The sequence below is a fragment of the Paenibacillus sp. SSG-1 genome, assembly GCF_002224835.1.
In the GTDB taxonomy this organism is placed as follows: Bacteria; Bacillota; Bacilli; order Paenibacillales; family Paenibacillaceae; genus Paenibacillus_AQ; species Paenibacillus_AQ favisporus.
The window spans coordinates 6,280,956-6,305,611 of sequence record NZ_MBRK01000001.1 but is presented as its reverse complement, the minus strand read 5'-3'; the positions used below and the strand labels follow the sequence as shown (position 1 = coordinate 6,305,611).

At 54.9% G+C, this 24,656-nt stretch carries 19 protein-coding genes; 8 read left to right on the top strand and 11 right to left on the bottom strand.

The genetic code is table 11. The annotated features are described in order from the left end of the window. Positions 1-260: 260 nt before the first annotated feature. Positions 261-1,103: a hypothetical protein gene (locus BCV73_RS28755; protein ID WP_089549438.1), complete on the bottom strand. Its 843-nt coding sequence runs from the start codon at positions 1,101-1,103 to the stop codon at positions 261-263. 10 nt (positions 1,104-1,113) lie between these two features. Next, positions 1,114-3,102 carry a M1 family metallopeptidase gene (locus BCV73_RS28750; RefSeq protein WP_089549437.1) on the bottom strand — a complete coding sequence of 663 codons (1,989 nt, stop codon included), beginning with the start codon at positions 3,100-3,102 and terminating at the stop codon, positions 1,114-1,116. Between the two features lie 152 nt (positions 3,103-3,254). Between BCV73_RS28750 and BCV73_RS28745 the strand changes: the two genes are divergently transcribed. Further along, a complete protein-coding gene (locus tag BCV73_RS28745) occupies positions 3,255-3,764 on the top strand; it encodes a YwhD family protein (RefSeq protein ID WP_089549436.1) in 510 nt (169 codons plus the stop codon). Positions 3,765-3,894: 130 nt separating this feature from the next. On the opposite strand, the gene BCV73_RS28740 is transcribed toward BCV73_RS28745, so the two are convergent. Together BCV73_RS28740 and BCV73_RS28735 are read right to left on the bottom strand one after the other, a co-directional pair. Beyond that, entirely contained in the window at positions 3,895-4,560 is a 666-nt protein-coding gene (locus BCV73_RS28740; RefSeq protein ID WP_089549435.1) for a DNA-3-methyladenine glycosylase, read from the bottom strand. 255 nt (positions 4,561-4,815) lie between these two features. Then, positions 4,816-6,864 carry a transglycosylase domain-containing protein gene (locus tag BCV73_RS28735; RefSeq protein WP_089549434.1) on the bottom strand — a complete coding sequence of 683 codons (2,049 nt, stop codon included), beginning with the start codon at positions 6,862-6,864 and terminating at the stop codon, positions 4,816-4,818. A 398-nt stretch (positions 6,865-7,262) separates the two neighbouring features. On the opposite strand from BCV73_RS28735, the gene speE reads away from it, so the two are divergent. Together speE and speB are read left to right on the top strand one after the other, a co-directional pair. After that, a complete protein-coding gene (gene speE / locus BCV73_RS28725; RefSeq protein ID WP_076176946.1) occupies positions 7,263-8,090 on the top strand; it encodes a polyamine aminopropyltransferase in 828 nt (275 codons plus the stop codon). A gap of 14 nt (positions 8,091-8,104) precedes the next feature. Continuing rightward, complete coding sequence (gene speB, locus BCV73_RS28720; protein WP_089549432.1) at positions 8,105-8,974, top strand: agmatinase; 870 nt, start codon at positions 8,105-8,107, stop codon at positions 8,972-8,974. 97 nt (positions 8,975-9,071) lie between these two features. Here the strand turns inward: speB and BCV73_RS28715 are convergent, their stop codons facing one another. The 5 genes from BCV73_RS28715 to BCV73_RS28695 all read right to left on the bottom strand — a co-directional run bounded on the left by BCV73_RS28715 (position 9,072) and on the right by BCV73_RS28695 (position 15,886). Beyond that, on the bottom strand, positions 9,072-10,361 hold the full coding sequence (locus tag BCV73_RS28715; RefSeq protein ID WP_076176948.1) for an ABC transporter substrate-binding protein: 1,290 nt from the start codon (positions 10,359-10,361) through the stop codon (positions 9,072-9,074). Between the two features lie 173 nt (positions 10,362-10,534). Then, positions 10,535-12,154 (bottom strand): response regulator transcription factor, encoded by a 1,620-nt coding sequence (locus tag BCV73_RS28710; protein ID WP_089549431.1) that lies wholly within the window; start codon positions 12,152-12,154, stop codon positions 10,535-10,537. Continuing rightward, the gene (locus tag BCV73_RS28705) at positions 12,129-13,916 is read right to left on the bottom strand and encodes a cache domain-containing sensor histidine kinase (RefSeq protein ID WP_089549430.1); all 1,788 of its coding nucleotides are present in this window, start codon (positions 13,914-13,916) and stop codon (positions 12,129-12,131) included. The genes BCV73_RS28710 and BCV73_RS28705 overlap by 26 nt, the downstream gene beginning before the upstream one ends. 171 nt (positions 13,917-14,087) lie before the next feature. Then, positions 14,088-14,924, bottom strand: coding sequence for a carbohydrate ABC transporter permease (locus BCV73_RS28700; RefSeq protein WP_076176951.1), 837 nt, complete (start codon positions 14,922-14,924; stop codon positions 14,088-14,090). Beyond that, complete coding sequence (locus tag BCV73_RS28695; RefSeq protein WP_089549429.1) at positions 14,921-15,886, bottom strand: carbohydrate ABC transporter permease; 966 nt, start codon at positions 15,884-15,886, stop codon at positions 14,921-14,923. Before BCV73_RS28695 ends, BCV73_RS28700 begins: the two co-directional genes overlap by 4 nt. A 258-nt stretch (positions 15,887-16,144) precedes the next feature. Between BCV73_RS28695 and BCV73_RS28690 the strand changes: the two genes are divergently transcribed. Continuing rightward, positions 16,145-17,344 (top strand): YCF48-related protein, encoded by a 1,200-nt coding sequence (locus tag BCV73_RS28690; RefSeq protein WP_089549428.1) that lies wholly within the window; start codon positions 16,145-16,147, stop codon positions 17,342-17,344. A gap of 86 nt (positions 17,345-17,430) precedes the next feature. On the opposite strand, the gene BCV73_RS28685 is transcribed toward BCV73_RS28690, so the two are convergent. Next, positions 17,431-17,976: a GNAT family N-acetyltransferase gene (locus BCV73_RS28685; protein ID WP_089549427.1), complete on the bottom strand. Its 546-nt coding sequence runs from the start codon at positions 17,974-17,976 to the stop codon at positions 17,431-17,433. Positions 17,977-18,250: 274 nt separating this feature from the next. Between BCV73_RS28685 and BCV73_RS28680 the strand changes: the two genes are divergently transcribed. Together BCV73_RS28680 and argS are read left to right on the top strand one after the other, a co-directional pair. Continuing rightward, positions 18,251-18,676, top strand: a complete 426-nt coding sequence (locus BCV73_RS28680) for a YwiB family protein (RefSeq protein WP_089549426.1) — start codon at positions 18,251-18,253, stop codon at positions 18,674-18,676. After that, a complete protein-coding gene (gene argS, locus BCV73_RS28675; RefSeq protein WP_089549425.1) occupies positions 18,673-20,352 on the top strand; it encodes an arginine--tRNA ligase in 1,680 nt (559 codons plus the stop codon). The genes BCV73_RS28680 and argS overlap by 4 nt, the downstream gene beginning before the upstream one ends. Positions 20,353-20,507: 155 nt before the next feature. Here argS and BCV73_RS28670 read toward each other — a convergent pair whose 3' ends face one another. Next, positions 20,508-21,671 carry a S8 family peptidase gene (locus tag BCV73_RS28670; protein ID WP_089549424.1) on the bottom strand — a complete coding sequence of 388 codons (1,164 nt, stop codon included), beginning with the start codon at positions 21,669-21,671 and terminating at the stop codon, positions 20,508-20,510. Positions 21,672-22,058: 387 nt separating this feature from the next. On the opposite strand from BCV73_RS28670, the gene rpoE reads away from it, so the two are divergent. After that, positions 22,059-22,616 (top strand): DNA-directed RNA polymerase subunit delta, encoded by a 558-nt coding sequence (rpoE, locus tag BCV73_RS28665; protein ID WP_076176957.1) that lies wholly within the window; start codon positions 22,059-22,061, stop codon positions 22,614-22,616. 419 nt (positions 22,617-23,035) lie between these two features. After that, positions 23,036-24,637, top strand: coding sequence for a CTP synthase (locus tag BCV73_RS28660; protein WP_076176958.1), 1,602 nt, complete (start codon positions 23,036-23,038; stop codon positions 24,635-24,637). The last annotated feature ends 19 nt before the right edge of the window (positions 24,638-24,656 follow it).

Below are 24,656 nucleotides of genomic sequence, written 5' to 3'. Positions count from 1 at the left end.
ACATGCTGACAAGTTACCTATAATCGTACATACCAATCAAATGAACGGACAAATGATGAAATCAGTTACAGCAAAGTCAAAATCGTTACAGCAAAGATTACAAAGTTGTTACTAAGTTCGTACTCGGATTATTTTAACAGAGGATTTATACTTTGGCAAATGGTTAACAATCATTTTACAACAAAAACCCCGCCTCTTTTCAACAGAAAGAGACGGGGTTCTTCTTTTATCAGCGGATTAAAGTGATGACAAAATTTTAACTATTCCGAAATATTTTTTTTCGTACGGTTCATTTGCTGATGCCACAAATCATATTGGGAGGAGATATTCCATAATTTAAAGATACAGCTGACCATATGGTAGCCCTGTTGGATAATCAGGGTGGCAAGCCCTGCCCAGATCAGAGAGACGCTGCTGGTAATGCCATACAAGAGCAGGCTGACCGCGCCCAGCAGAACGGATATGCCGATGACCGGCAGCGCGCTTCGCAGGCAGATCCAGAGCGAGGAGAACATGCTGGTTCCACCGGTTTTGCCAAACTGCATGAACAGAATCATCTGATGGACGATGTAGCAGTACAGAAGCCAGACTGCAATGTACGGGATGCAGTGAAGCAGCTGGGCATGGTTTTGGATCGCGCTGAGCAGGATGGGATACATCTTCGGGATCATCCAGTATAACGGAGCGGCGATAAGCACCCATTCGATCAGGTGAAAAAGAAATACCGTTTTGCCGTGCAGCTTCATGCCTTGGAAGAAAAACAGTCCGCGTTCCCCCTGATGCTCCCGGTGCAGGCCGTAGAAGATGCCCGCGTGGATAAATGGGGTCAGCAGCATGCGGAGGGCGACCATTCCCAGGAGAACCCAAAGGTAAGTATGCACGGTGCTGCTTTGCGTCAAGCTCATCTGTCCCTCTACATAATAGAGGACCTGGCTGAGTTCGGTCGGCGGGGGATCGGGATACCGCATCAGCAGCGGCACGACCGCCGAATCGATCAGACGGTACAGGAAGTAGCCCCAGAGCAGCTGGTACAGGAACATGATGATCATGACATAAAATTGGTCTTTGACGCTTTTCCAACCGTTAACAATATAGGATTTCACTGCTCTCACCTCACCAGGACAGACTTCCAAGCAGGGTTTCAATCAGCTTGGTAATGCTTACGTTCCAGCGGAGGAGCACTTTATGATCCATGTCCGCCTTCAGGTAGTTGTTCACATGTTTGTTTTCCAGCACGATCGTATAGCCGGGATCGATCATGGCCCAGGCCAGCGGGGAGCTGTATGTCAGCTTGAACTGGGTGCTGGCGTTCTTTACGTCCCAAACCTTTTTGATCTGATGCCCGTCCGTAAACGTGAACAGTATCGGCACCTGCGGCAGATCGCCGCCCTTTTTGCTGACCTTCACCAAAGAATCGTACCGGGGCTGCGCCGAATCCTTATCCTTGCGCACCGTAATTTCGTCGACCGAAAAATCGGCCATCTGGCTGCCGTATACATATTGATCGAAGAAGGTCTGCCACGACTTGCTGGTTACCTGCTCGACCACCTTTTGAAAATCCGCCGTGGCAGGATGTTGGAAACGGTATTTCTTCGCATAGGTGGACATGATTTTCTTCATGGTCTGGGCGCCGGTCAGCGTCTCCATTTCTTTCAGGACCATCTTGCCGCGGTAATACACGTTCAGTGCATATTGATTCTGCGACGTATATTTCCAGGCGTCCTGGGTCAGCGGCGCAGGCGAAGCGATGAGCGAGGACTGGATCGGCAGATTGGGGATGACGCCGTATTCCTGCTCCATCAGCTTATCCTCAGCGTAGGAGGTGAAGCCTTCGTCCAGCCAGGCCTCCTCGAACTCGTTGCTGGCGATCATGCCGTAGAAGTACTGATGGCCGATTTCATGGATAACAGTCCGCTCAAGGTCGTAACCCGGGGAGTCGTCCTTGGCCCCGAAGGCGGTAATCAGCGTCGGATACTCCATGCCGCCTGCCCCATTGCCTGCTTCGGGCGGAACGACGATAGACAGGGTGGAATACGGATACTTCCCGTACCATTTGCTGAAATATTTAAGCGCGGCCTTGGCGGCGTAGAAGTAGCGCTCCTTCAAATCCTTGTGGGCGGGATCGAGATACAGCTTGATCCGGACCCCGGGCACTTCCGCTGAAGAGAACGGCTCCTCGGCGACAATAAAGTCGGGGGATGCGGCCCAGGCAAAGTCATGTACGTCGTCGGCGTAGAACTGATAAATCTTCTCGCCGTTCTTGATCTGTGAGTTCTGTACCGGGAACCCGGTTGCGGCCACCGTGTAGTTCTTCGGCACGTGAATGCGGACGCTGTAAATGCCGAAGTCGGAGTAGAATTCCGAATTTCCGTGGTACTGGTGCAGGTCCCAGCCCTCGCTCGTCCGGCCGCGCGTTCCCACGGGCTCGTAGACGGCGATTTTGGGGAACCACTGTCCGGCCATGACAAAGTTACCGGCGGTTCCCATTCGGGCGAAGATTTTGGGCAGTTGGACTTCGAATTGCATGGTCAGCGTGATGCTTTCGCCTGGTTTCACCGGCCGCGGAAGACGCACTTTCATCAAGGTCTTGTCCTTCGTATTGCCGTCATCCGGCTGCACGTATTGAATCCGGTGCATCAGCGACAGACCGTCGGCAGTCTTCATCGCAGTCAGGGTCATGGACCCGAAGCCGTCGGCAGGCATCGTGTCATTGCGCAGCTTCCCGCCGGATTCCTTCATAAATGTCGTATCCATGGAAGCGAAGGCGTTTGGATAGAGGTGAAAATACAGCTCGTTTACCGTTTTTTTGCCGGGATGGGTCCAGGTCAGGGTCTGGGTTCCTTTAATTACCCGGCTGTCCGGATCAAGGGTCGTATCGATGTGATATTCCACCACCCGCTTGCTGAGCACCTCCGCGGTCGGCTGCTGGACGCTCTCCATCGGTGACGGAGGCTTATAAGCCGCTGGAGGCTTGGCCTGATCCGGAGCGTAGGAAGGCATGGACTCGGGCGAATCCTTAAAGACGAACCACATTGTTCCCGTAATCAGGAGTACAAGAACGAGAAAGGATAAAAAGACGAGTTTGGCGCGTGCTGGGGCCATATACGAATACCTCCCGTTGACAAGCATCTACAGCATGTATATGTTGGCTTTCCAGCGATTATTAGTTAAAATAAAATTAAGTTGGACGGGTATCCACAAATCGCGGAGGCGCAGCGCAGCGTTTCTGTTTTCAAATAGGAGGAACATCGGAAATGGACAACAAGGAACAGGTAGGCAAGAAGCCCATCGCACTGAATATCGTCAGCGGCAAGAGCAAGCACAAGATGGGCTTTGGGGCAGGCTCTATCGATCTGAACAACATTTCTCCGGTCATTATCGACCGCGGCGAAGCCGTCATCGATATCGGAGCGATGCACGCCAAGAGCAAGCCGGAGCGCCGCATTCGCTTTACGCCGAACCGGGAGGAAGTACCGAACGGCCGCCAGGTGTGGATCGTATGGGTCGCGGTGGACCGGAACGAGGATGGACAATTCTACGGCGGTGCCACGGCCAGTGAGATGTGGATCGATGAAGAAGAGAGACGGGGCTGGAAAATCCTTGCCGATCACGTGAACCGGATGGATGCCGCGCTGAAGCGGAAATTTATGCTGGACGAATTGGGATCTGAGGAAAAGACGCTGCTGAAGAACCTGCTGGTGTCGCATAATGAGCAGTGGTGGGAAGCTTCGCCGGATGAGCTGAAGAAGGCGCTGGAGGTATAGCGTAAATCGCGGGCTCTCCTCATTATAAGAACAAAGGACCTGTTCCTGCTGACGGATGTATCGATCCGTGGGCAGGGCAGGTCCTTTTTTGCATGGCATGAAGGGACAGGGAATCGTGTACAGCACGGAATTAACCCCTCAGCGAAAAAGGCAGCGGCTCAGGGGCTTTGACCGACACGTACGGATGGCCGTCGATATAAAACCGCCACGGCTTGAGGGCGTACTCCTCTGCGTAATCAATATTGATTCGTGGAGACTGGACGATCGGGAGCTCATCAGCCCGGTCGCCGGACTCAAGCCGCAGCGGGCTGTCCGCATGACGGAGCGCGCAGCCGTTCAGGCTGCGGTCGATCCGCAGCGCGCGGCACAGCTTGCCGGGACCGTTGCACAAGTTGGCGGCTTTGCCGGAGACGCTGCCCCGGTACCGGCGCATCAGCTCGGCGTCATGCCCGCTTAGCGGCTCCACCGCCCGGATGAGCACGGCCTGCGGGTCGTCCGCGTCGCCGACGACAACGTTAACGCAGTGGTACATGCCGTAGATCAAATACACGTAGGCCAAGCCCCCGGCGGCAAACATCGTCTCGGTCCGGGCGGTGCGCCGGTTGCCGTAGGCATGGCTCCCTTTGTCTTCGGCGCCGCCGTAGCTCTCGGTCTCCACGATCCGGCAGCGGATTTCTCCGTCTTCGGTCTCCCGGACCAGCGTCTGGCCGAGCAGACGGGGCGCGGCTTCCAGCGCGGTCATGGCGAGAAGCGAGGGGGAGATCAGCCGGCCGCCCTCGTTACCCGGGTTCATCATCAGGATCACCTCTTCGGGTTAGTTCATTCTATATATATAACCGGAATTCAGCGCGAAAGGCAAAAGGTAACCCCGCAAAGCATGGCTTGAATCCTTGGTCCGGTGTATCGGGCTCCCTGGGAGAGGGGCCACCAAACCGATGCACTTCGGAAGAAGGCAAAAAAGGGAGCGGCTTTACCGGCTCCCTTTTTCATATATGGTTTTCGGGCGGCACTCAGCCTAGTCTAGCCCCCAAACCTTTATAACGCGCTGCGTTTAGTCGGTCAGCCACCGCTTAAAGTCGGACCACCAGGAGTGTTCTTCGGCCTTGTTTTTCACGTCCGGCTGCTCCTTCTCTCCGCCGTGTAGCGAGCAGTATTCGGTCGGTTCCGTACCTGCGATGAATACCTCAAGCTTCTTGTGGGGACAATCGGCCGTGGCGAGCTTGCCGGATTCTTCATCAATGTAGACGCTGACGACGCCGCTCGGAATCGTGAAAATTTTGGGCGGTACGTTCTCCAGCGCCTTCTCGGTGTACTGGGCAAAAATGGGCGCTGCCCGGTGGGCGTCCGTCGTCGTAATCGTTTTGCCCTTGTCAAAACCGACCCATACGGCGGTCGCAAGCTCCGGCGTATATCCGACCAGCCAGGCGTCGGTATCGGTCGTTCCGGTTTTGCCGGCCACGGGACGCTTCATGATGGAGGATACGCGGTTACCGGTCCCGCCGGATTCAAATACGCTCTCCATCAGATGTGTCAGCACGTAAGCCGCCGCCGGATCGACGACCTGCTCGCCGGCGGGTTTGGGAGCCTCGTAGATTACCTCGCCGGCGGCATCAGTAATCTTCAGTACGGCGACCGGCGGGATCCGCTTGCCGTTGTTGCTGATCACCGCAAAGGCGGACGCCATTTCGAACGGACTGATCGGCGAGGTACCGAGCGCCAAGGAGGGGACGGACTCGAGCGGGCTGACGATGCCGAGCTTGCGCGCCGTGGCGATCACATTATCCGCCCCGATCTTCAGCATCGTATTGACCGCATAGATGTTGTCCGAGGCTGCGATGGCCTGCTCCATGTTAATCTCACCCAAATATTTGTCTCCATAATTGCTGGGCTGATACGTTTTCCGGTTGTTGTCGTAGTGAAACAGGGTCGGTTCGCTGTTAAACGTCGTGAGACCCGTCATCGTCTTTGAAGACAATGCTGTTAAATACATAATCGGCTTGAAGGAGGAGCCGGGCTGGCGCGTCTTGGCAAGCGCATGGTTGTACTGGCTCTCCTTGTAGTTCTTGCCGCCGACCATCGCTTTGACATAGCCGCTCCGCGGGTCGATCGACACGAGCGCGGTCTCCAAATCGCTGGCCGAATCCATGCCTTTGGCCACCGCCTCCTCAGCCGCGGCTTGGGCATGCGGGTCCAGGGTCGTATAAATGTTAAGACCGCCATGATCGAGCATGTCCTCGCTGATACCGAGCTGGCTGGTCACCAAATTTTTTACATAATCCCGAAAATACGGCGCCGTCAGGTTGGATTTCTGCTGTCCCTGCGGTTTGATCGCCAGCTTCTCGGCTGCAGCCTGGTCCGCCTCCTTCTGCGTAATATCGCCGGTGGCCACCATGGTGCCCAGGACGATCTTCTGCCGTTTCTTGGCGTTATTCAGATGGGTGTAGGGCGAGTAATAGGTCGGCCCCTTGGGAATCCCAGCCAGCATCGCACTTTCCGCCAGGTCGAGGTCCTTAGCCGGCTTGCCGAAATACATCAGGGAGGCTGCTTCGATGCCGTAAGCGCCGTGACCGTAGTAAATTTCGTTCAAATACATTTGAAGGATTTCATCCTTGGTATACTTCATCTCCAGCTGAGCGGTGTACATGGCTTCCTTGATTTTGCGGGACCATGTTTTTTCATGGGATAAATATAGATTACGGGCAAGCTGCTGCGTCAGGGTGCTTGCTCCCTGAACCCGGGCCATATGCTCCAGGTTGACGAGTGCCGCGCGTCCCATGCCCTCCAGGTCAAACCCGAAATGGCCGTAGAACTTGCGGTCCTCCACCGACAGGGTCGCCTTCACGAGCAGCGGTGAAATTTGATTGAGCTTGATGGGTTCGTAGCTGCGCCCGCTGGCCGAAAACGTGGCGATGATGTCGCCTTGACTGTCCAGAAGGCGCGAATTGCGGTCCGTATCGGCAAGCGGAAGGTTTTTTTGATACAGCCAGCCGAGCAGAACGCCCCCTGCGATCAGAAGGAGGACGACCATGCCGGTGAAGAGCTTTAGCATCAACAGGAACCGGTTTTTCCGTTTAGGCCGCCGCGTGAATAGGTTCGCCATGTACTGTAGCCCCTTTCCTTACTTAAAGAGAATGGAATGTATAGCCTTTCAGCGGAGCTGAACAATCTGATACTTTCATTATGGGAAATGCAGGCAGCAGATATTCACGCCGGGCCCGGGATTCACGGGAAAAGCGCTCGGCCTTCCGGTCATGCAGGGCGAGGGGGCATACAGGGCCACCTGAGGGATAAAAATCCCGTGCTGACGCGGCCTCAGCCAGGGGACGAAGCGTTAGGAAAGTGTTTCTTTACACGAATTTCTTCTATCGCGTATAATTCAAAGGATGTGTTTATACATCGGCAGTTTGGTACAATAAAGAAGATGTACGTGCTACTCGAGAACATGCGGCAGGGAAGATCAATCCCTCCTTTATCCTGGGAAGAAAGAAGGTAATGACGATGGAATTGTGGTTCACGGAGAAACAGACGCCCGCATTCGGTATTACTGCCAAAATCAAACAAACGTATGTAAATGAAAAAACCGATTTTCAGGATCTGGCCATGGTAGAGACTGAAGAGTTTGGAAATATGCTGCTACTTGACGGAATGGTCATGACGACCGAAAAGGATGAATTCGTATACCATGAAATGGTGGCGCACCCGGTGCTGAATACGCATCCGAATCCGAAGCATGTCCTCGTCGTAGGCGGCGGAGACGGCGGCGTGATCCGCGAAATCATCAAGCATTCGAAAGTGGAAAAAGCCGTGCTCGTCGACATCGACGGCAAAGTCATCGAGTACTCGAAGAAGTACCTGCCGTCCATCGCGGGCAAACTGGAAGATCCGAAGGTGGAAGTCCTGGTGAACGACGGCTTCATGCACATCCACGAGCACAAGAACGAATACGACGTCATTATGGTAGACTCCACGGAGCCTGTAGGCCCGGCTGCTCCTCTGTTTGAGCGCGGCTTCTACCAAGGCATTTATGAAGCGCTGAAGGATGACGGCATTTTCGTGGCGCAAACGGACAACCCTTGGTTTAAGGCCGACTTGATCCAAAAGGTGAACAAGGACGTGAAGGAAATTTTCCCGATCGTGCGCGTTTATGCGGCGAACATCCCGACATATCCGAGCGGCTTGTGGACATTTACGATGGGCAGCAAAAAATACGATCCGCTTGAGGTGGACGAGTCGCAAATTCCGGAGATGGACACGAAGTACTACACGCCACGCCTGCACAAGGCGGCTTTCGTATTGCCTAAATTTGTGGAAGATCTGACGAAATAGGGGGAGGCAACATCATGAAACTAGACCAAGCTTATTCGGGCAACGTATTTATTTGCAGCTCGGACGATTACGAAAATTCCAAGGCGGTCATTTACGGCATGCCGATGGACTACACGGTCAGCTTCCGTCCGGGATCCCGGTTCGGTCCGGCGCACATCCGCCAGGCTTCCGTGGGTCTGGAGGAATACAGCCCTTACTTGGATAAAAGCATTCTGGATCTCAAATACTTCGACGCCGGCGATCTTCTGCTGCCGTTCGGCAATGCAGGACGCAGTCTCGAAGTGATCGGCGAGTACGTGGGCAAACTGCTCGGCGACGATAAATTTCCGATCGGGCTCGGCGGAGAGCACTTGGTGACCTGGCCGGTCATCCAGCAAATGTACGCGAAGTATCCGGATCTGATCCTGATCCACATCGACGCGCATGCCGACCTTCGCGAGCAGTACGAGGGCGAGCCGCTGTCACACTCGACGCCGGTCCGCAAAGCAGCCGGGCTGATGGGCGGCAAGAACATCTACCAATTCGGCATCCGCTCCGGTTCGCGCGAGGAGTTCCAGTATGCCCGCGAGAACATCAACTTCTATCCGTTCGACGTGGCGGCTCCGCTTCGGGAAGCCCTGCCGCAAATGGGCAATCGTCCGGTATACGTCACGATCGACATCGACGTGCTCGATCCGTCGGCGGCGCCCGGAACGGGAACCGCGGAAGCGGGCGGCATCACTTCCAAGGAATTGCTGGAGGCGGTGCACCTGATCGCCAATTCCGAAGTCAACGTGGTGGGCTGCGACTTGGTGGAAGTGGCTCCGGTCTACGACCATTCGGAGCAGACCCAGATCGTGGCGGCGAAGCTGATTCGCGAAATGCTGCTCGGATTTGTAAAATAAAGAAACGAAAAGAAGCACCCGAGGCTAACCGGGTGCTTCTTTGTTGTGCCATCGTACGAGGATGGTGATCCGAGATAAAGATGTGAGAGCTGCAAAGCTAGTCCAAGCTTTTGCTCAGTTTGACGATTTGGTTCCAGCCGTCGTCGATGCTGATTTTCCCGAACATGATCGACTGCGTGATGTTATCATACTCCTTCGTAAAATTGGCCCAGCCGCCCTTATTCCCGGGACCCGGGTCGAACGCGGCCCCGTCCTTGGACACTTCGTTGATCAGGCCCAGTGCATTTTTGTCCACATCGGTGAACTTAGGCTTGAGCGCATCAGCGACGGTCTTGTTGACTGGGATTCCGCGGGAAGTGCCGAGGATGTCGCCGGCTTCCTGGCTGTTGACGAACCAGTCGATGAACTTCTTGGCTTCGTCTTTATACTGGCTGTTGGGGCTGACGCTCCAATACATGGAGGCTTTCAGCCATCCGCCCGCCTGTGTCCCCCGCGGCTGGGTCGTCAGCGCCATAACGCCCGGTTTCAGGGCGTCCGTTCCGCCGAATTCCGCGGCATGCGCGCCCCGGAGCAGAATTTTCTCCTGAATGAGCAAATCCATCTGCGCGTCCTGCGATTTATCCGACACCGTCACATCCGGCGGAGGCACAAGATGGTCCTTGCGCAGCTGTGCCCATTTGTTCATCCAATCTTTCCAGGTGGTTTCGTCATAGTGGAACTTCCCGTCCTTGCTCATCGAGAAGCCTTTGCCCATGCTCAATTGATAGGACATGTAGGATGCGCCGTCTGCCGTCAAATCCCGGGTCAGGTATTGGTCTTTGGCCAATTTTGGCTTCAAGTCGCGCGCCATGGCGAAGAACTCATCCCATGTCTTGGGAGGCTGAACCCCGAGGCTGTCCATGATCGTCTTGTTGTATACCATGCCCCAGGCGTTGTTGCCGAGCGGCATCGCGTACAGCTTGCCTTGATAGGTGCCGGTCTCGAGCAGGGCCTTGTCGATGTTATCCGTTGGAATGGACGAGAGATCCTCCAACCGGCCGCTGGAGGCCCAGTCGTTGAACCAGGCGGCATCCATCTGGAAAATATCCGGGGTGTTTTTGCCTGCGGACTGGGTCGAGAGCTTGTCTTGGTATCCGTCGAACGACTGGTATTCCGGCTCGAATGTGATACCCGGGTTGTTTTTGGAGTATAAATCAAGCGCTTTCAAGGTTGCGTCGTGACGGGCCTGCGAGCCCCACCACATGATCCGCAGCGTGATGGACTTGCCGTTTCCGGTGCCCGCAGCTCCGGTTTCTTCCTTCTTGACCCCGCTGCAGGCGGATAGAACGAGGGACAGCATAAGGACGGCCGCAGTGCCTGCGGCAAGACGTTGCCATGATTTTCTCATTGGTTGAACCTCCCTTAAGTAACGGAACTCTTTCTTGCTCTAAGGTACCAAGCCGAGGAACATCCGCGTAGCGGACGATCCTACAAATCGTTTCAGTATTTTACGAATATCGGTGAACTGTCGGCTGCGTTTGTCCTGTATGCTGGGCGGATCCAGGATCGGCTGGAGCTGCGTTAGGCCCGGTAGAACTCGGTCGGACTGCGCCCGGTATGCTTTTTGAACAGCGTGGTAAAGTACGGAACGTTGCGGTATCCGACCCGCTCGGCAATTTCGGCGATAAGCAGCTTTTTCTCCAGGACCATGCTCTTGGCTTTTTCCATCCGGACCCGGGTCAAATAATCGCCGAACGTCTCGCCGGTGAACTGGCGGAATAGGGTGCTTAAATAATTTTTGGAAATATAGACCTGATCGGCGACATCCTGGAGGTGGATGTTTTCGGCGTAATGCTCGTGAATGTACTGAATGATAAACTCCACCGTTTCCTTATGCTTCAGGTTCTCATTGGGAGTAAACCGGCGGCAGATCCGCTTAACCTTCTCCGCCACCCAGGCCTTCCACTGCTGCGCGTTTTCTATCAATCCCAGCTCCTTGGACAGATCCGCAGGAGGCAGCTCGTCGTCAAGCTTGTGGCCGGAATCGTACAGCGTGAAGGAGAGGATGGCAATCAGTTGTGTCCCGAGGGCTGCCAGCTCGCCGGGAGATAGCTGTGCCACGCCGCTGTCGCTGCTTGCGAAATCCTCCAGCGCCAGCAGGGCCCGCGGCTCATCGAAGGTCCGAACCGCATCCGCCATTTCCTGAAAAAATCGGACCGGCCGCACGTTTCGCGCTGCTGGATGCCGGAAGCCGGCATCGGTGTAGACGTAGACGCAGGGATGGTTTGCATCCGGCTCACGCCGCTCGGCCAGGGCCTGGAAGGCCTCTTCCGTGGAATCCGCAATAGCCGTCCAATCGTCTTTCCGGAGGCCCGCCCCGATACGCAGCTTGACCTGAAGGTAACGGTCCACTGACTCAATGATGCGCCCGGCCAGTGCCAGCACCTCGGAGCGAAACGCTTCTGCGGGCCAGGAAAGGGGCTTATGCAGCAGCAGAGTCATATGGTGACTATGCAGCTCTAAAAAGTAGCTCCTCAGTCCATCCTGCCTTGCCAGCTCCTCGACCGTATTACCGACGGCAAAGCGGAACAGGTGCCAGTCCCGGGCCGAGATGCCCTCCGTTCGCCCCTGCCGCTTGATTTCCAGGGCCAGCATCATGAACTGGGCGCCTTTCCAGCCAAGCCGGTCCAGCATCCGGTACGGCCCGGTCGGAGGGGAAAAGGTCCCGCCCGTGAGGACCGATTTCACCCATTCCCGCTCCAGGTAGGGCTCGTACTGCATCAGCCGGTCCTGAAGCTCCTGCTCCCGGTTCTCTGCCGCTCTTTTCTCCGACAATTCGGCGATTACGCGCTGCAGTACCTCACGGATCGTAGCCGGTGAGGCCGGCTTGGGCAAATAATCGTCGACCTGCAGCCGCAGCGCTTTGCGGGCATAATCAAAGTCCGAGTAGCCGCTTAAGATGATGATTTTGCCGTCAAACTGCTGCTTGCGAAGCTGCTCGATCATTTCCAGCCCGTTCATGACCGGCATATAGATGTCCGTAATGACGATATCCGGCTTGGCAGCTCTGATCAGCCGGAGCCCCTCTTCACCGTCCATGGCCTCCCCGATGGGTCGGATACCGAGCTGCTCCCAGGGAATGAGCCGCGACATCCCCCCAAGCACCTGCCGGTCGTCATCCACGATCGCGAGTCTCCACATCACTTCGTCCTCCTTCCAAATCTCGCTGCTGCGTCAGCTTGGGAAGATAAATTTCCGCCTCGGTGCCTGATCCGCCGGTACGATTCCGGAGCGATACGCCAAAGGGCGGACCGAAAAATACTTGAATACGCTCGGTTACATTACGGATGCCGTATCCGCCAGTCGGATGGCGCCTCCGGGTCTTCCAATCGTCCCGCAGGCCGACGCCGTCATCCCGGATCCGGATCCGGATGCCGCGGTCCTCTTGCACGGCATTCAGGACGATTCGGCCATGGCTGCGTCCATGGAAGCCGTGCACGATGGCGTTTTCCACGAAGGGCTGCAGGGTCAGCTTCGGAATCAGCAGCTGCCGCAGATCCTCCGGACAGTCGATCTCCCAGTCCAGACCTTGGCCCCTTTTGAACTGCTGAATTTTCAAATAGCATTCGACGTGAAGCAGCTCATCCTGCATCGGGATCAAGGATTCGCCGCCGGACAGCCCGATACGGAACATTTGCCCCATTAGTTCAAGCACCCGGCTGATCTCCTCCTGCCCGGCCTCCAGCGCCATCCAGTTCAGCTGATCCAAGGTGTTGTAGAGAAAATGGGGGTTGATCATCGCCTGCAGCGCCTTGATTTCAGCCTCGCGCTGCGCTTTGTACTGCTGTTCCAGCGATTGGTACAGCGTCTCGATCCGCTCGGTCAGCTTGCGGTAGCCGCTGAAGAGACTGCCGAATTCGTTGCGGTATTCCGTAGGCAGCGGCAGCCCCTTCTTGCCGGGATTGAATGCCTGCATCAGCTGGACCAGCTTCCGGATCGGCACCGTGAAATTCCTCGAAAGGAACAGCGTGAAGAATACCGACAGCAGGATGGCGGCCGCTCCGATCACAGCCATGGTCCATGCCAGGCGGACACTTCCGCCTGTGATGTCCTTCCATGGCGTAAGCTCCACCAGCATCCAGCTGCCGGGGGCCGTGCGGGACCAGACGGTCAGCATGTTCTTCTCCGGAAGCGAGCCTGCCGCTTCCAGCAGCTGATGCGCATGGCCGGCATCTCCGCTGACCTCCTTCAGGATGGCATCGATTTCTCCGGGAGGCGGAGCGATCCGGGTGTGCATAATCATCCGGCCGCCGGAATCGAGCAGCAGCCGGCTCGCCGAGGAATTGTCTTCAGTCAGGATATCCTGCAGAAACTTGACGCGGACGTTGATAATGAGGATTCCGCGGTTTACCCCGTCCGGCGTCGTGATTTTACGGATAAAGCTGATGACCTGCTGTTTCCCCTGCGGCGAGCCGACCTCCCGCTGTCCGATCCAGACGAAGTCGGCCTTGTCGACGGCCGGGTACCAGCTTTCCCGGCTGGCGTAAGCTAGCGGGAGGTACTGAATGTTGGCGTTCGGGTCGACTTGCAGCGGATTGCTCATATAGATCTGAAAGGAGAACATCGAGCGGGAGCTGTTCAGCATCGGCGCCAGATAATCCCGGTTCAGCTCGTCTCTGGCCGTTTTGCGGGCATAATAGTCTCCTTTCATCGTCAAATAATTGACCAGCGGGGAGTTGATGGCTACGGCGAGCGAGGTCTGTTCCACGGCGCTCATCTGGTCGGTGAGCTGTTTGTTGAGCTGCTGCAGCACCGCCTGTTGATACATAGAGGCGCTGTCCGCCTGCTCATTGGCGGAGAACCGGTAGCTGACGATCATCATGATCGTGATCAGAACCGCGATAAAAGCGGCAAAGCTGAAGAAAAACACATAATCGATACGAAACATGCGAAACGGATTCATGGCTTTTCCCCTCCTCTTGGGTGCGGCGAGGCCATAGCGTTAACGCGCTGCTATCCCAAAGCGGCCGTTCACGGCGCGCCTGAAAAGAGGCCTGCGTTAACGATACGGTCTGGAAGAAAAGCATGGAATGAGCGAGTCCCCGTGACTTTCGTTTATTGCGCTCCAGGATGACTAGCCTTTCAGCCCTGACGTAGCGATGCCCTCGACAAAATGCTTCTGCGCCAGGAAGAAGATCACGACCGGCGGCAGCACGGAGAGCAGGGACACGGCGAGCAGCTGACCCCACGGCACGGCCGACTGGGAATCGATGAACATTCGGAGCGCCAGCGGGACGGTATATTTGTCCACGGTATTCAGATAAATCAGCGGACCGAAGTAATCGTCCCAGCCCCAAATAAACGAGAAGATCATGACCGTGATCAGCGCCGGCAGGGTCAGCGGCATGACGATGCGCAGGTAAATGCCGAACCAGGTGCAGCCGTCGATTTTCGCCGACTCGTCAAGCTCCCGCGGAATGCCCCGGATGAATTGGACGATCAGAAAAATAAAGAAGGCTCCCCCCATGGCCGACGGGACGATCAGAGGCAGATACGTATTGATCCAATCAAAAGAATGGAACATCGTATACTGCGGGATGAGCGTGACCTGGCCCGGCAGCATCAAGGTCATCATCAGGATGGAAAACCACAGCCCTTTCAGCGGAAAGGTCAGCCTGGCGAAGCCGAAGGCCACCAAGCTGGCCGAGATGACGTGCAGCACCGTGGTCGCCACGTTCAGCTTGAGGCTGTTCATGAAGAAGCGTGTAAACGTATACTTGGGCAGCGCGTTCCAGCCTTCCGTATAATTCTGCCACAGCCATACTTTGGGGAACAGGGAGGGCAGGCTGATCTCGGCCGTCGATTTGAAGGAGGCGCCGATCCACCAGAGTACGGGGTAGAACATCACAAAGCAGAACACGATCATCAGAATATGAACCAGCCAATTTTGTTTTTTCAGAACGCCTGTCATTTGCGACCCTCCGTTTCCGTTTCGTAGAACACCCAATATTTAGATGCGATAAAATTAATCGCTGTGGCGATGCCGATAATGACCAGCAGGATCCAGGCCAGTGCCGAGGCGTAGCCCATCTGCAGCGAACCGAAGGCTTTGTTGTACAGGTACAGGGCAAACATTTCGGTCGAATTGACCGGACCTCCGTTGGTAACGACAAACGCCGAGGTGAACATCTGGAACGCGTTGATGATCCCCATGATCAGGTTGAACAGGATGACGGGCGACAGCATGGGCAGCGTAATCCGGATGAATTTGCGAAAAGGTGTGGCCCCGTCCACGGAGGCTGCTTCGTACAGCTCCCCGGGAATTTGCTTAAGACCAGCCAGAAAAATAATCATCGACGAGCCGAACTGCCACGCCGTCAGCAGCACCAGGGTTCCGAGGGCAGTGGAGGGCGTTCCGATCCAGTTCTTCGGGGCGATGCCGACCAGAATCACAAGATGGTTGATAAATCCGTTGAGGCCGAAAATGTTGCGCCACAGCACGGCCACCGCCAGGCTTCCCCCGATCAGGGACGGCAGATAAATGATCGTGCGGTAGAAGGAAATACCCCGGATATTCCGGTTGAGCAGCATAGCGACCAGCAGCGCCGCCAGCAGTTTCAGGGGAACCGAAGTGATTACGTACAGGAAGGTCACCTTCAGCGAATTGAAAAAGAGCCGGTCCTGCGAAATATCCTGATAATTTTTGAGCCCGATCCAGCGGGCTGGTTCCAGCAGGGAAAACTCGGTGAAAGATAAATAGAAGGATTGAATAATGGGCCACAGCTGTAAAATGAGAAAACCCAGCAGCCAGGGGGCGATGAACAGGTAGCCGGCCAGCGGGGCATTCCAGCGTCCTCTCAACGTTTTGGCAACCGTTTTCATGTTTTTTCCCGGCTGGGCCTTGTCCGCCGCCGGTATCGTTTGTGCATTCAAAATCAATCACCTCACGCCTTTTAGTAGCTCTCATTGTATCGTGGGCTGAACCTTGCCTGTAGTCGAAGGATGCACAAATTCTTTCACTATTGAATGGTGTTTGCTCCTGTTTGGCTTGCTTCGCTCTCTTGTTTTGCGCTGTGCGCAAAGCCAAAGTCGCTCACCAATCCAAACACTCGCATGCATGAGGAAGAGGACGTTTTTTTGCGAGTGGGGAATTCCCAAAGAGGGTAATGTAATCGATATGGAGGTGTCGTTATGATCATAAAAAAGCTGCTTAGAAGCTCTTCCTTGGCCGCCGCTGCGCTTATGCTGATGATGCCGGCGGGCTGGGGACTATCCCCAACGCAGACTTCGGCCGCCGCCTCGGCGCCTGCTCCCTGCGGAAGCGGCGATCACGGCCTGCTTCAGCAGGAGCAGAAACAGCATATGGAGGAAGGCGCGGACCCGCTTCATTTTACCGATATTCAGTTTCTGAACGGGTCGACGGGCCGGGCGGCAGGAACCGGGTTTATGATCGGCACATCGGATGCGGGGTGCCACTGGCAGGAAATTTACACGGGGAAGTGGAATTTTGCCCAGATTAAATTTACGGACAATGTGAACGGATGGGCCATCGCCACCCTGCCTTCCCACCAGACCACGCATCTGCTCAAGACGGTGGACGGCGGATCGCATTGGAAACCGGTGTATACGGCCAATCTGCCGTTTAACCGGCTGGAAACGCTCGGCAAGAATACGGTGTACGGCTACACGCAAAATGGCGCCTACCGGACCGAGAACGGCGGGAACAGCTGGGTGAAAATCCCTACGCCGGCCAATACGAGATATGCTACGTTTCGGGATAAGAACAACGGGTATGTCCTAGTTATAGTTCCCGGCTCTGGCTATAAAGTACTGGGCACGGCCGACGGCGGACACAGCTGGAGCACAAAGCTGAACGTGAAGTTTGACTCCCCGTACCCTGCGGGCGGACAAATTTACAGCAAGGACAATCAGGTCTGGGCGCTGTTCTATGGCGGTTCAGGCATGTCCCAGGTATCCTATTCGCTGTATGGCAGCACGGATCAAGGCGTACATTGGAAGCGTGTCATCGCCCAATCCACGGCAGGCGGAGGTCCGGCTCCCGGCAGTGGGGCCGCTGTCGTTAATCAGGGGCCGGCCCAACCAGGCGGACACCCCGGCAACATGCAGCTGATCGGCAAGGAGACGGCCTTTCTGTCCGGTGGCTCTCCGGCGGGCGGCATGGTGTCTGTCGGGGTGACTTATAATGGAGGAAAGACGTGGAAGAACGTAAAGCCGTCCATTCATGGTTACGATTCACGGATCTCCTTTACGGACGGCAAGACGGGCTGGCTTGTGGTGACCAGCGCTACCAAATCGTCGATTTATGCCACCCATGACGGCGGTGCCAGCTGGAACCGGAAGTTTGCATTTAAGGAAGCGTTGAATCCTTAGACGGAAGTAACAAGGTACGAATGAAGCTGCAGTAACAGTCATAAGGCGGGGCTGCCGATGTAAACGGCGGCCCCGCCTTTTTTCAGTTAACGCAAATTCTCCTCCCATTCTTCCCGTAGCAGTCCCATACGAATGGAATCGTAGAAAACACCGTTATACAACCGGGTTTTCCTTATGCGGGCCTCCATGGTCATTCCTAGCTTCTCTCCGACTTTGATCATTCGGTAATTTCCGGACCATGTCGTAAACCCCACCCTGACGAGGGGGAGCGTGTCAAACAGGCGGCGGATCCACATAGCCAATGCCTTGGTGCCGTAACCACCGCTCCAGTAAGCCGGATCATAGATTACGATCCCCATTTCAAGCCAATAAGATGGCTGGTGTTCCCAATAATAGCTGACCGTTCCGATGAGATCGCCATCTACTTCAATAGCCCAGAAATGATCCCGGTCGACTAGGCTGTCCTTGTTTTCCACATATTTTTCAAAGGTTACCGGCGTATGCTCATAATAGGGGGCGTCCCATTTTTTCCACTCCGGCGCCTCTTCCTTCAACGACAAGCTCCATAGCCGGTGCAAGTCGTCCTCCCTTACCGGTCTGAGGAGCACATTTTCGTCTTGGTAAACCGTCAATGTTTAAAACCTCCTGTATCATTTGAAAATATACATGCACTTTTCCATGCAAGCCGGGTCAAATCCTGCCGGTTTATTGGAGATCCTACTTTTAAGAACATGGATTAGAGATCAAGCGGCTTTCAAAAATGAGTTTCATAACGGAATACGAATCCCCGGCACTGTGAAAGCTGTACAGTAGCGGCAGTCTGCGGCAGGCACGGTTTGTATTGAATTGATACAGCGAACTGGATATAGTAGTACAATAGGAAAGAATAGATTGGAGTATTGCGTAATGCCAGATGCCAGAAAAGCTACTGTCCGTCTGCGCAGCCGTCATGACGGCCAGGAGGTCAACCAGGAGATGACGGCGCAGGTATTTGCCCGCGGACAAGCTCTGTATGTGATGTACGAGGAGCCGGAAGCGGATTTGCAGGGGCGGAAGACCAAAACGACAGTGAAAATCGGCGCAAACAGCCTGAAAATGATCCGGCACGGCGCCGTGGAGTCAGAGCATTCTTTTCAGGAGGGGCAGCGGCTTCCCGGCTTTTACCGTTCGCCTTATACGTCCTTTAACCTATCGACGGATACGCGCTCCCTCAAGATGGACCTGGACGGAATGACAGGGGAAATCAGCTGGGCGTACGATCTATATGTATACGAGGAATGCACAGGGCATTTCACCATCAGCTTTTTTATACAGGAGGATAATCAATCATGACACTCAATCCACTCGAACAGATTCACCAGCTGGTTTTAGAGGCGGTCAAGGACGCGGTGGTCGCCGCCGGGCTGGCCAGCCGTGAAGAGCTCCCCAGCATTACGCTTGAGGTGCCGAAAGATAAATCTCACGGGGACCTGGCCACCAACGCCGCCATGCAGTTGACCCGGATCGCGAAGAAAAACCCGCGCCAGATCGCCGAAGCGATCCTGGAGCATATCGACGTAAAGAAGGCGTCCATCGAGAAGGCCGAAATCGCCGGCCCGGGCTTCATTAACTTTACGCTGAACAAAAGCTATCTGTACCCCGTGATCGAACAGGTCTACGCGCAGGGCGAGGACTATGGACGCGTACAGCTCGGTCAGGGACAGCGCGTGCAGGTCGAGTTCGTCAGCGCCAATCCGACCGGCAGCCTGCACTTGGGACATGCCCGGGGAGCCGCCGTCGGCGACGCCCTGTGCAACATTTTGGACTTTGCCGGGTATGAAGTAACCCGCGAATACTATATCAACGATGCGGGCAACCAGGTCGAAAACCTGTGCAAATCGATCGAAGCCCGGTACCTGCAGGCGCTTGGACAGGATGCGGAAATGCCTGAGGATGGATACCACGGCGAGGATATCAAGGGATTTGCCAAGGAACTCGTCGCCGAGAAGGGCGAGTCCCTGTTGTCCATGGATCCGGGCGAGCGGACGGCGTTCTTCCGTTCGTACGGCCTGGAGAAGGAGCTAGGCAAAATCAAACGCGATTTGGCACGCTTCCGGGTACATTTTGACGAATGGTTCAGCGAGACTTCCCTGTACGAGAAGGGACTCGTTGAAGCATCTCTGGACGAACTGAAAGCCAAAGGCCAGGTGTACGAGCAGGACGGTGCTACTTGGCTGCGGACGACTGAATACGGGGACGACAAGGACCGTGTATTGGTGAAAAATGACGGCACCTACACGTACCTGACACCGGATATCGCGTATCACCGGGACAAATACAACCGCGGCTACGACCGCATGATCAATATTTGGGGAGCCGACCACCACGGCTATATCCCGCGGATGAAAGCAGCCATGCAGGCCATCGGCAACGATCCCGACAAATTGACCGTGCTCATCGCGCAGATGGTCAGCCTGTTCCAGAACGGGGAGAAGGTCAAGATGTCCAAGCGTACGGGGAAAGCCGTAACGATGGAGGACCTGATGGAAGAGGTCGGCATCGACGCCATCCGTTACTTCTTCACGATGCGCAGCATGGACTCCCACCTCGATTTCGACATGGATTTAGCCATTTCGACGTCCAACGAAAATCCGGTGTTCTATGTGCAGTACGCGCACGCTCGGATTTGCAGCATTTACCGTCAGGCGGAAGAGCAGGGCGTTGCGCTGCTTCCGCTGTCCGAAGTGGACCTCACGGTGCTGAACACGGAGCATGAGTATGACCTTCTCCGCAAAATCGGCGAGCTGCCGGAGGAAATCGCCTCTGCAGCGGCGGGCTACGCGCCGCACCGGATGATCCGTTACGTGTATGACTTGGCTTCGCTGTTCCACAGCTACTATAAGGCGCAGCGCGTTATCACCGAGGATGCCGCTCAAACGCAGGCGCGCTTCGCCCTGCTCGGCGCCGTGCGGACCGTTATCGCTAACGTGCTGAGAGTCGTGGGCGTATCCGCTCCGGAGAAGATGTAATTCCTTCTTCCCCATTTGAATACGCCGAACATATGAAAGGCCGTCTCCGGTATTTGCCGGAGGCGGCCTTTTTCAACAAATGCTAAATATTGTAGTTATTTGGCATGTACGTGAGCAGAAGCTCCGTTTGTCCTGAGCGGTACAGCCGCTCTCGTCTAGCTTGGATTATTTTTGCGTTTCATGCCTTCACGCAGCAGCCGGTAGGCATTGATTTCACCGGTGTGCACGACGCGGGTTTGCCCCTTTCTCGGGCGCAGCGGCGTGGCGGTTGCGACGAGGAGCTCTTTAATTTCGGCCGGCGACAGGTCGGGGTTTTGGGCAAGCAGCAGCGCGATTGATCCGCTGACATGCGAGGTCGCCATGGAGGTGCCGCTCATCTCGTGGTACTTGCCGCGCGTCCAGGAAGAAATAATTTTATCGCCCGGCGCATAAATATCGATGAGGTCGCCGCGGTTGCTGAAGCTGGCGATGCGGCGGTTCCGGTCGGTCGCTCCCACGGATATGGTCTGCCCGTACCTTGCAGGATAGTCGATGCTCCGCCGTTTCCCGTCATTGCCGGACGAGGCGACGATCGAGATCCCGGCCGTATAGGCTTTGCCGACGATGTCCAGCAGCGCCTTGCTCTTGGTCTTCATGCCGAAACTCATATTGATGATGTGCATGCGGTTGCGGACGCACCAGTCGATTCCCTGGATAATGTCCGAGACATAGGCGGATCCGTTGTTGTCGAAGGCTTTGACCGGAAAAATCATGGACCGCGGGGCGACGCCGATCATGCCGTCGGGACCGTTCGCGGCAGCAATGGTTCCTGCAATGTGGGTGCCGTGCCCGTTGTCATCGAGAGGCAGCAGATGCCGGTGCAGCAGATTGATCCCTTTGGCCAGCGACTGGCGCAGATCGGGATGATAGTAGTCGGCCCCGGTATCGATCACTCCGATCCGGATGCGGTAGCCCGTCGAAGTGGACCAGGCTTTGGGAGCCTGAATTTGCTTGACTCCGTACGGGATGCCCGGGCTTTGGTTGACTTTGTTGTTCACCAAGGTATGGACCTGCATTTGGGTGTCTTCTTCAATAATAAGATCGTCATGATACTTGGACATCAAACTGCTGCTGACCGGAAACGGAGCGATCATGGCCTCGAGGAGATCGGACACCTGGATGCCGGGCATGTTCGGATACCGAAGGTGAAGCGTCTGCAGCCGATCCTGACAGGCATAGAAATGCCGCGGTTCGCGAAACCTGATAATATTTTTTTCTCCGGACGATACGGGACTCTCCATATCTTCAAGCAGCATCTGGATAAAATCGGTGTAGTCCATGTTGGGCAGTCCCCCTCATAATGAACCCTGCTTTTGCATTGTATGAGCGGGGAGTGCGGCAGGAGTGGGAACATGCCCTTTTTTGACGAAATAGGCCCTGCCCCGATGTCAAAAGCCGGAGGCGGACATAATATAGACTGAAGAGGCCATGGGCGTCTCTTTCCAGGTCCCGTGAGGAGTTTCTCCTTCGTGGGCGGATACAGTCGGAAGGCGGAGGTTACTCCGCCTTTTCATTCGCCTTTTTTTGGGACAACCTTGCAGCCTTCCTTTATGCACTTAAAACTTGCATTTTATTTATAAATAGGTTTTACTTAGTTTTGATAATGGATATGTTGTTATAAGTAACGATATATAAGGTGAACTTTGCGTGAGAGGAAGTGTCCGTAAGTGAGTAACTCACTCCAGCTTAAAATGGATCCCGAGAAAATCCGGGAAATGCCAATGGTCGATCTGGCCTTTGCCATTTTGAAGGCGGCTAATACGCCGTTTTATTATCTCGACCTGATGAAAGAGGTAGCCAAGCTTCGCGGTTTAACGGATGAAGAAGTTAAAGAGACCGTTGCGCAGCTATATACAGAAATTAATATCGACGGCCGGTTTGCCTGCGTAGGAACGAACCTGTGGGGACTGAAGCGCTGGTATCCGATCGACCGCTCCGAAGATCCGATCAGCAGCTCCAAGCGTCCGCGCATCATTAACGATGACGACGATGATGAGGATGACGATTTCACGGACGAGGAAGATACGTTTGCTGAGGACAGCGACGATGATTTCGACCGGATCGACGAGGATCATGACGACATCTATTCCGATGACGATTCCGAGGAAGAAGTGGAAGATGACGAAGACGTGATGCTCGACGACGAGGACCTGGAAGATGAAGAGGCCGTTGAAGAGGATGAGGAAGAGGAAGAAGAAGACGACCTCGATGAGGAAGAAGATTAATTCCATTCGCAGAATCGCCAATCCTCTCTTGACACGGGACAAGGCACAGAGTAAACTATTGCATGGGCTTATGATTGAGATTTAAATATGCGTAAAATAATAAAAAGTGCCCCGTACTACGGGTGTCACTTTTTTGTTTTTTAATGCGGTATGTCATGGAAGCGGAACTCTCCTTCCACCATATTCGCGGGGGTAGATGAACTGGGAATGGAATGGAAATGATTCGTCTTTTTTAGTTCAATCTATATAATGTCGATTACCCAATTGTGCCATTTGAATTCAAATGGCGCATTGTTGTTCACAGAGAGAGAAAGCAACAAACTTGTTTCGGCCCGATTCCGATGAAAAAACGTGAATTGGGTTACGCTAAACATCATATGTCGCCTGAATTTCTGGACTTTAATAGGAGGGTTTTTACAGTGACAAAGTATATTTTTGTGACGGGCGGGGTCGTGTCTTCCTTGGGTAAAGGAATTACCGCCGCTTCACTCGGAAGGCTGCTTAAAAATAGGGGTTTAAAGGTGACGATCCAGAAATTCGATCCGTATTTGAACGTAGACCCCGGCACCATGAGTCCTTACCAGCACGGTGAAGTATTCGTAACGGACGATGGCGCCGAGACCGACCTTGATCTGGGGCACTACGAAAGATTCATCGACATCAACCTGTCCAAGAACAGCAATGTCACGACGGGGAAGGTGTACTCCTCGGTGATCAGCAAAGAACGCCGCGGGGAATATTTGGGCGGAACGGTTCAGGTCATTCCACATATCACGAACGAAATTAAGGAGCGGGTGTTCCGTGCAGGCCGCGAAGCAGGCTCTGATGTCGTGATTACGGAAATCGGCGGAACCGTCGGCGACATTGAAAGTTTACCGTTTCTTGAGGCCATCCGTCAGATCAAGAGTGAAATTGGCCGCGAGAATGTGATGTACATCCACGTGACGCTGATTCCTTACATTAAAGCTGCAGGTGAAGTGAAAACCAAGCCGACCCAGCACAGCGTGAAGGAACTGCGCAGCATCGGCATTCAGCCGAATGTGATCGTATGCCGGACGGAGCATGAGCTGTCTGCGGATATGAAGGCGAAAATCGCACTGTTCTGCGATATCGACGAAAGTGCGGTCGTGGAATGCCGCGACGCATCTACGCTTTACGAGGTACCGCTGAACCTTCGCGATGAAGGGCTTGACGAGATCGTGGTTAACTACTTGAAGCTGACGACGCCGAAGCCGGACATGACCGAGTGGGAAAGCCTGGTGGATCGCATTAACAAGCTGGAGAAAACGGTGGAAATCGCCATCGTCGGCAAATATGTCGCTCTGCATGACGCTTATTTGAGTGTGGTTGAGTCCCTTTCCCATGCAGGCTTTGACGCAAACGCCGATGTAAAAATCCGCTGGGTGAACGCGGAGGAAGTGACCGATGAGAACGTGGGCGAGCTGCTGCACGGCATCGGCGGCATTCTGGTTCCAGGCGGCTTCGGTGACCGCGGGATTGAGGGTAAAGTATCGGCGATCCGTTACGCCCGTGAGAAGCAAATTCCGTTCTTCGGCATTTGCCTCGGCATGCAGGTGTCTGTGATCGAATACGCCCGTTCCGTGCTGGGACTCGAAGGAGCAAACAGCTCGGAGATCAACCCGTCCACCGAGTATCCGGTGATCGACCTGCTTCCGGAACAGAAGGATATTGAAGATCTGGGCGGAACGATGCGCCTTGGATTGTATCCTTGCAAACTGGCCGAGGGTTCCCTGGCGATGCAGTGCTACAATGACGAGCTCGTCTACGAGAGACACCGCCATCGTTATGAGTTCAACAATGAGTACCGTGAGCAGATTGAAAAAGCGGGCTTGCGCATTTCCGGAACGTCCCCGGACGGACGGTTGGTGGAAATTGTGGAACTTCCGGGCCACCCTTGGTTCCTGGCTGTGCAGTTCCATCCGGAATTCACGTCACGTCCGAACCGTCCGCAGCCGTTGTTCCGTGAATTCGTGAAGGCTGCGCTGCAAGTAGAACGTTAATATACAGCTATGGGTCTCC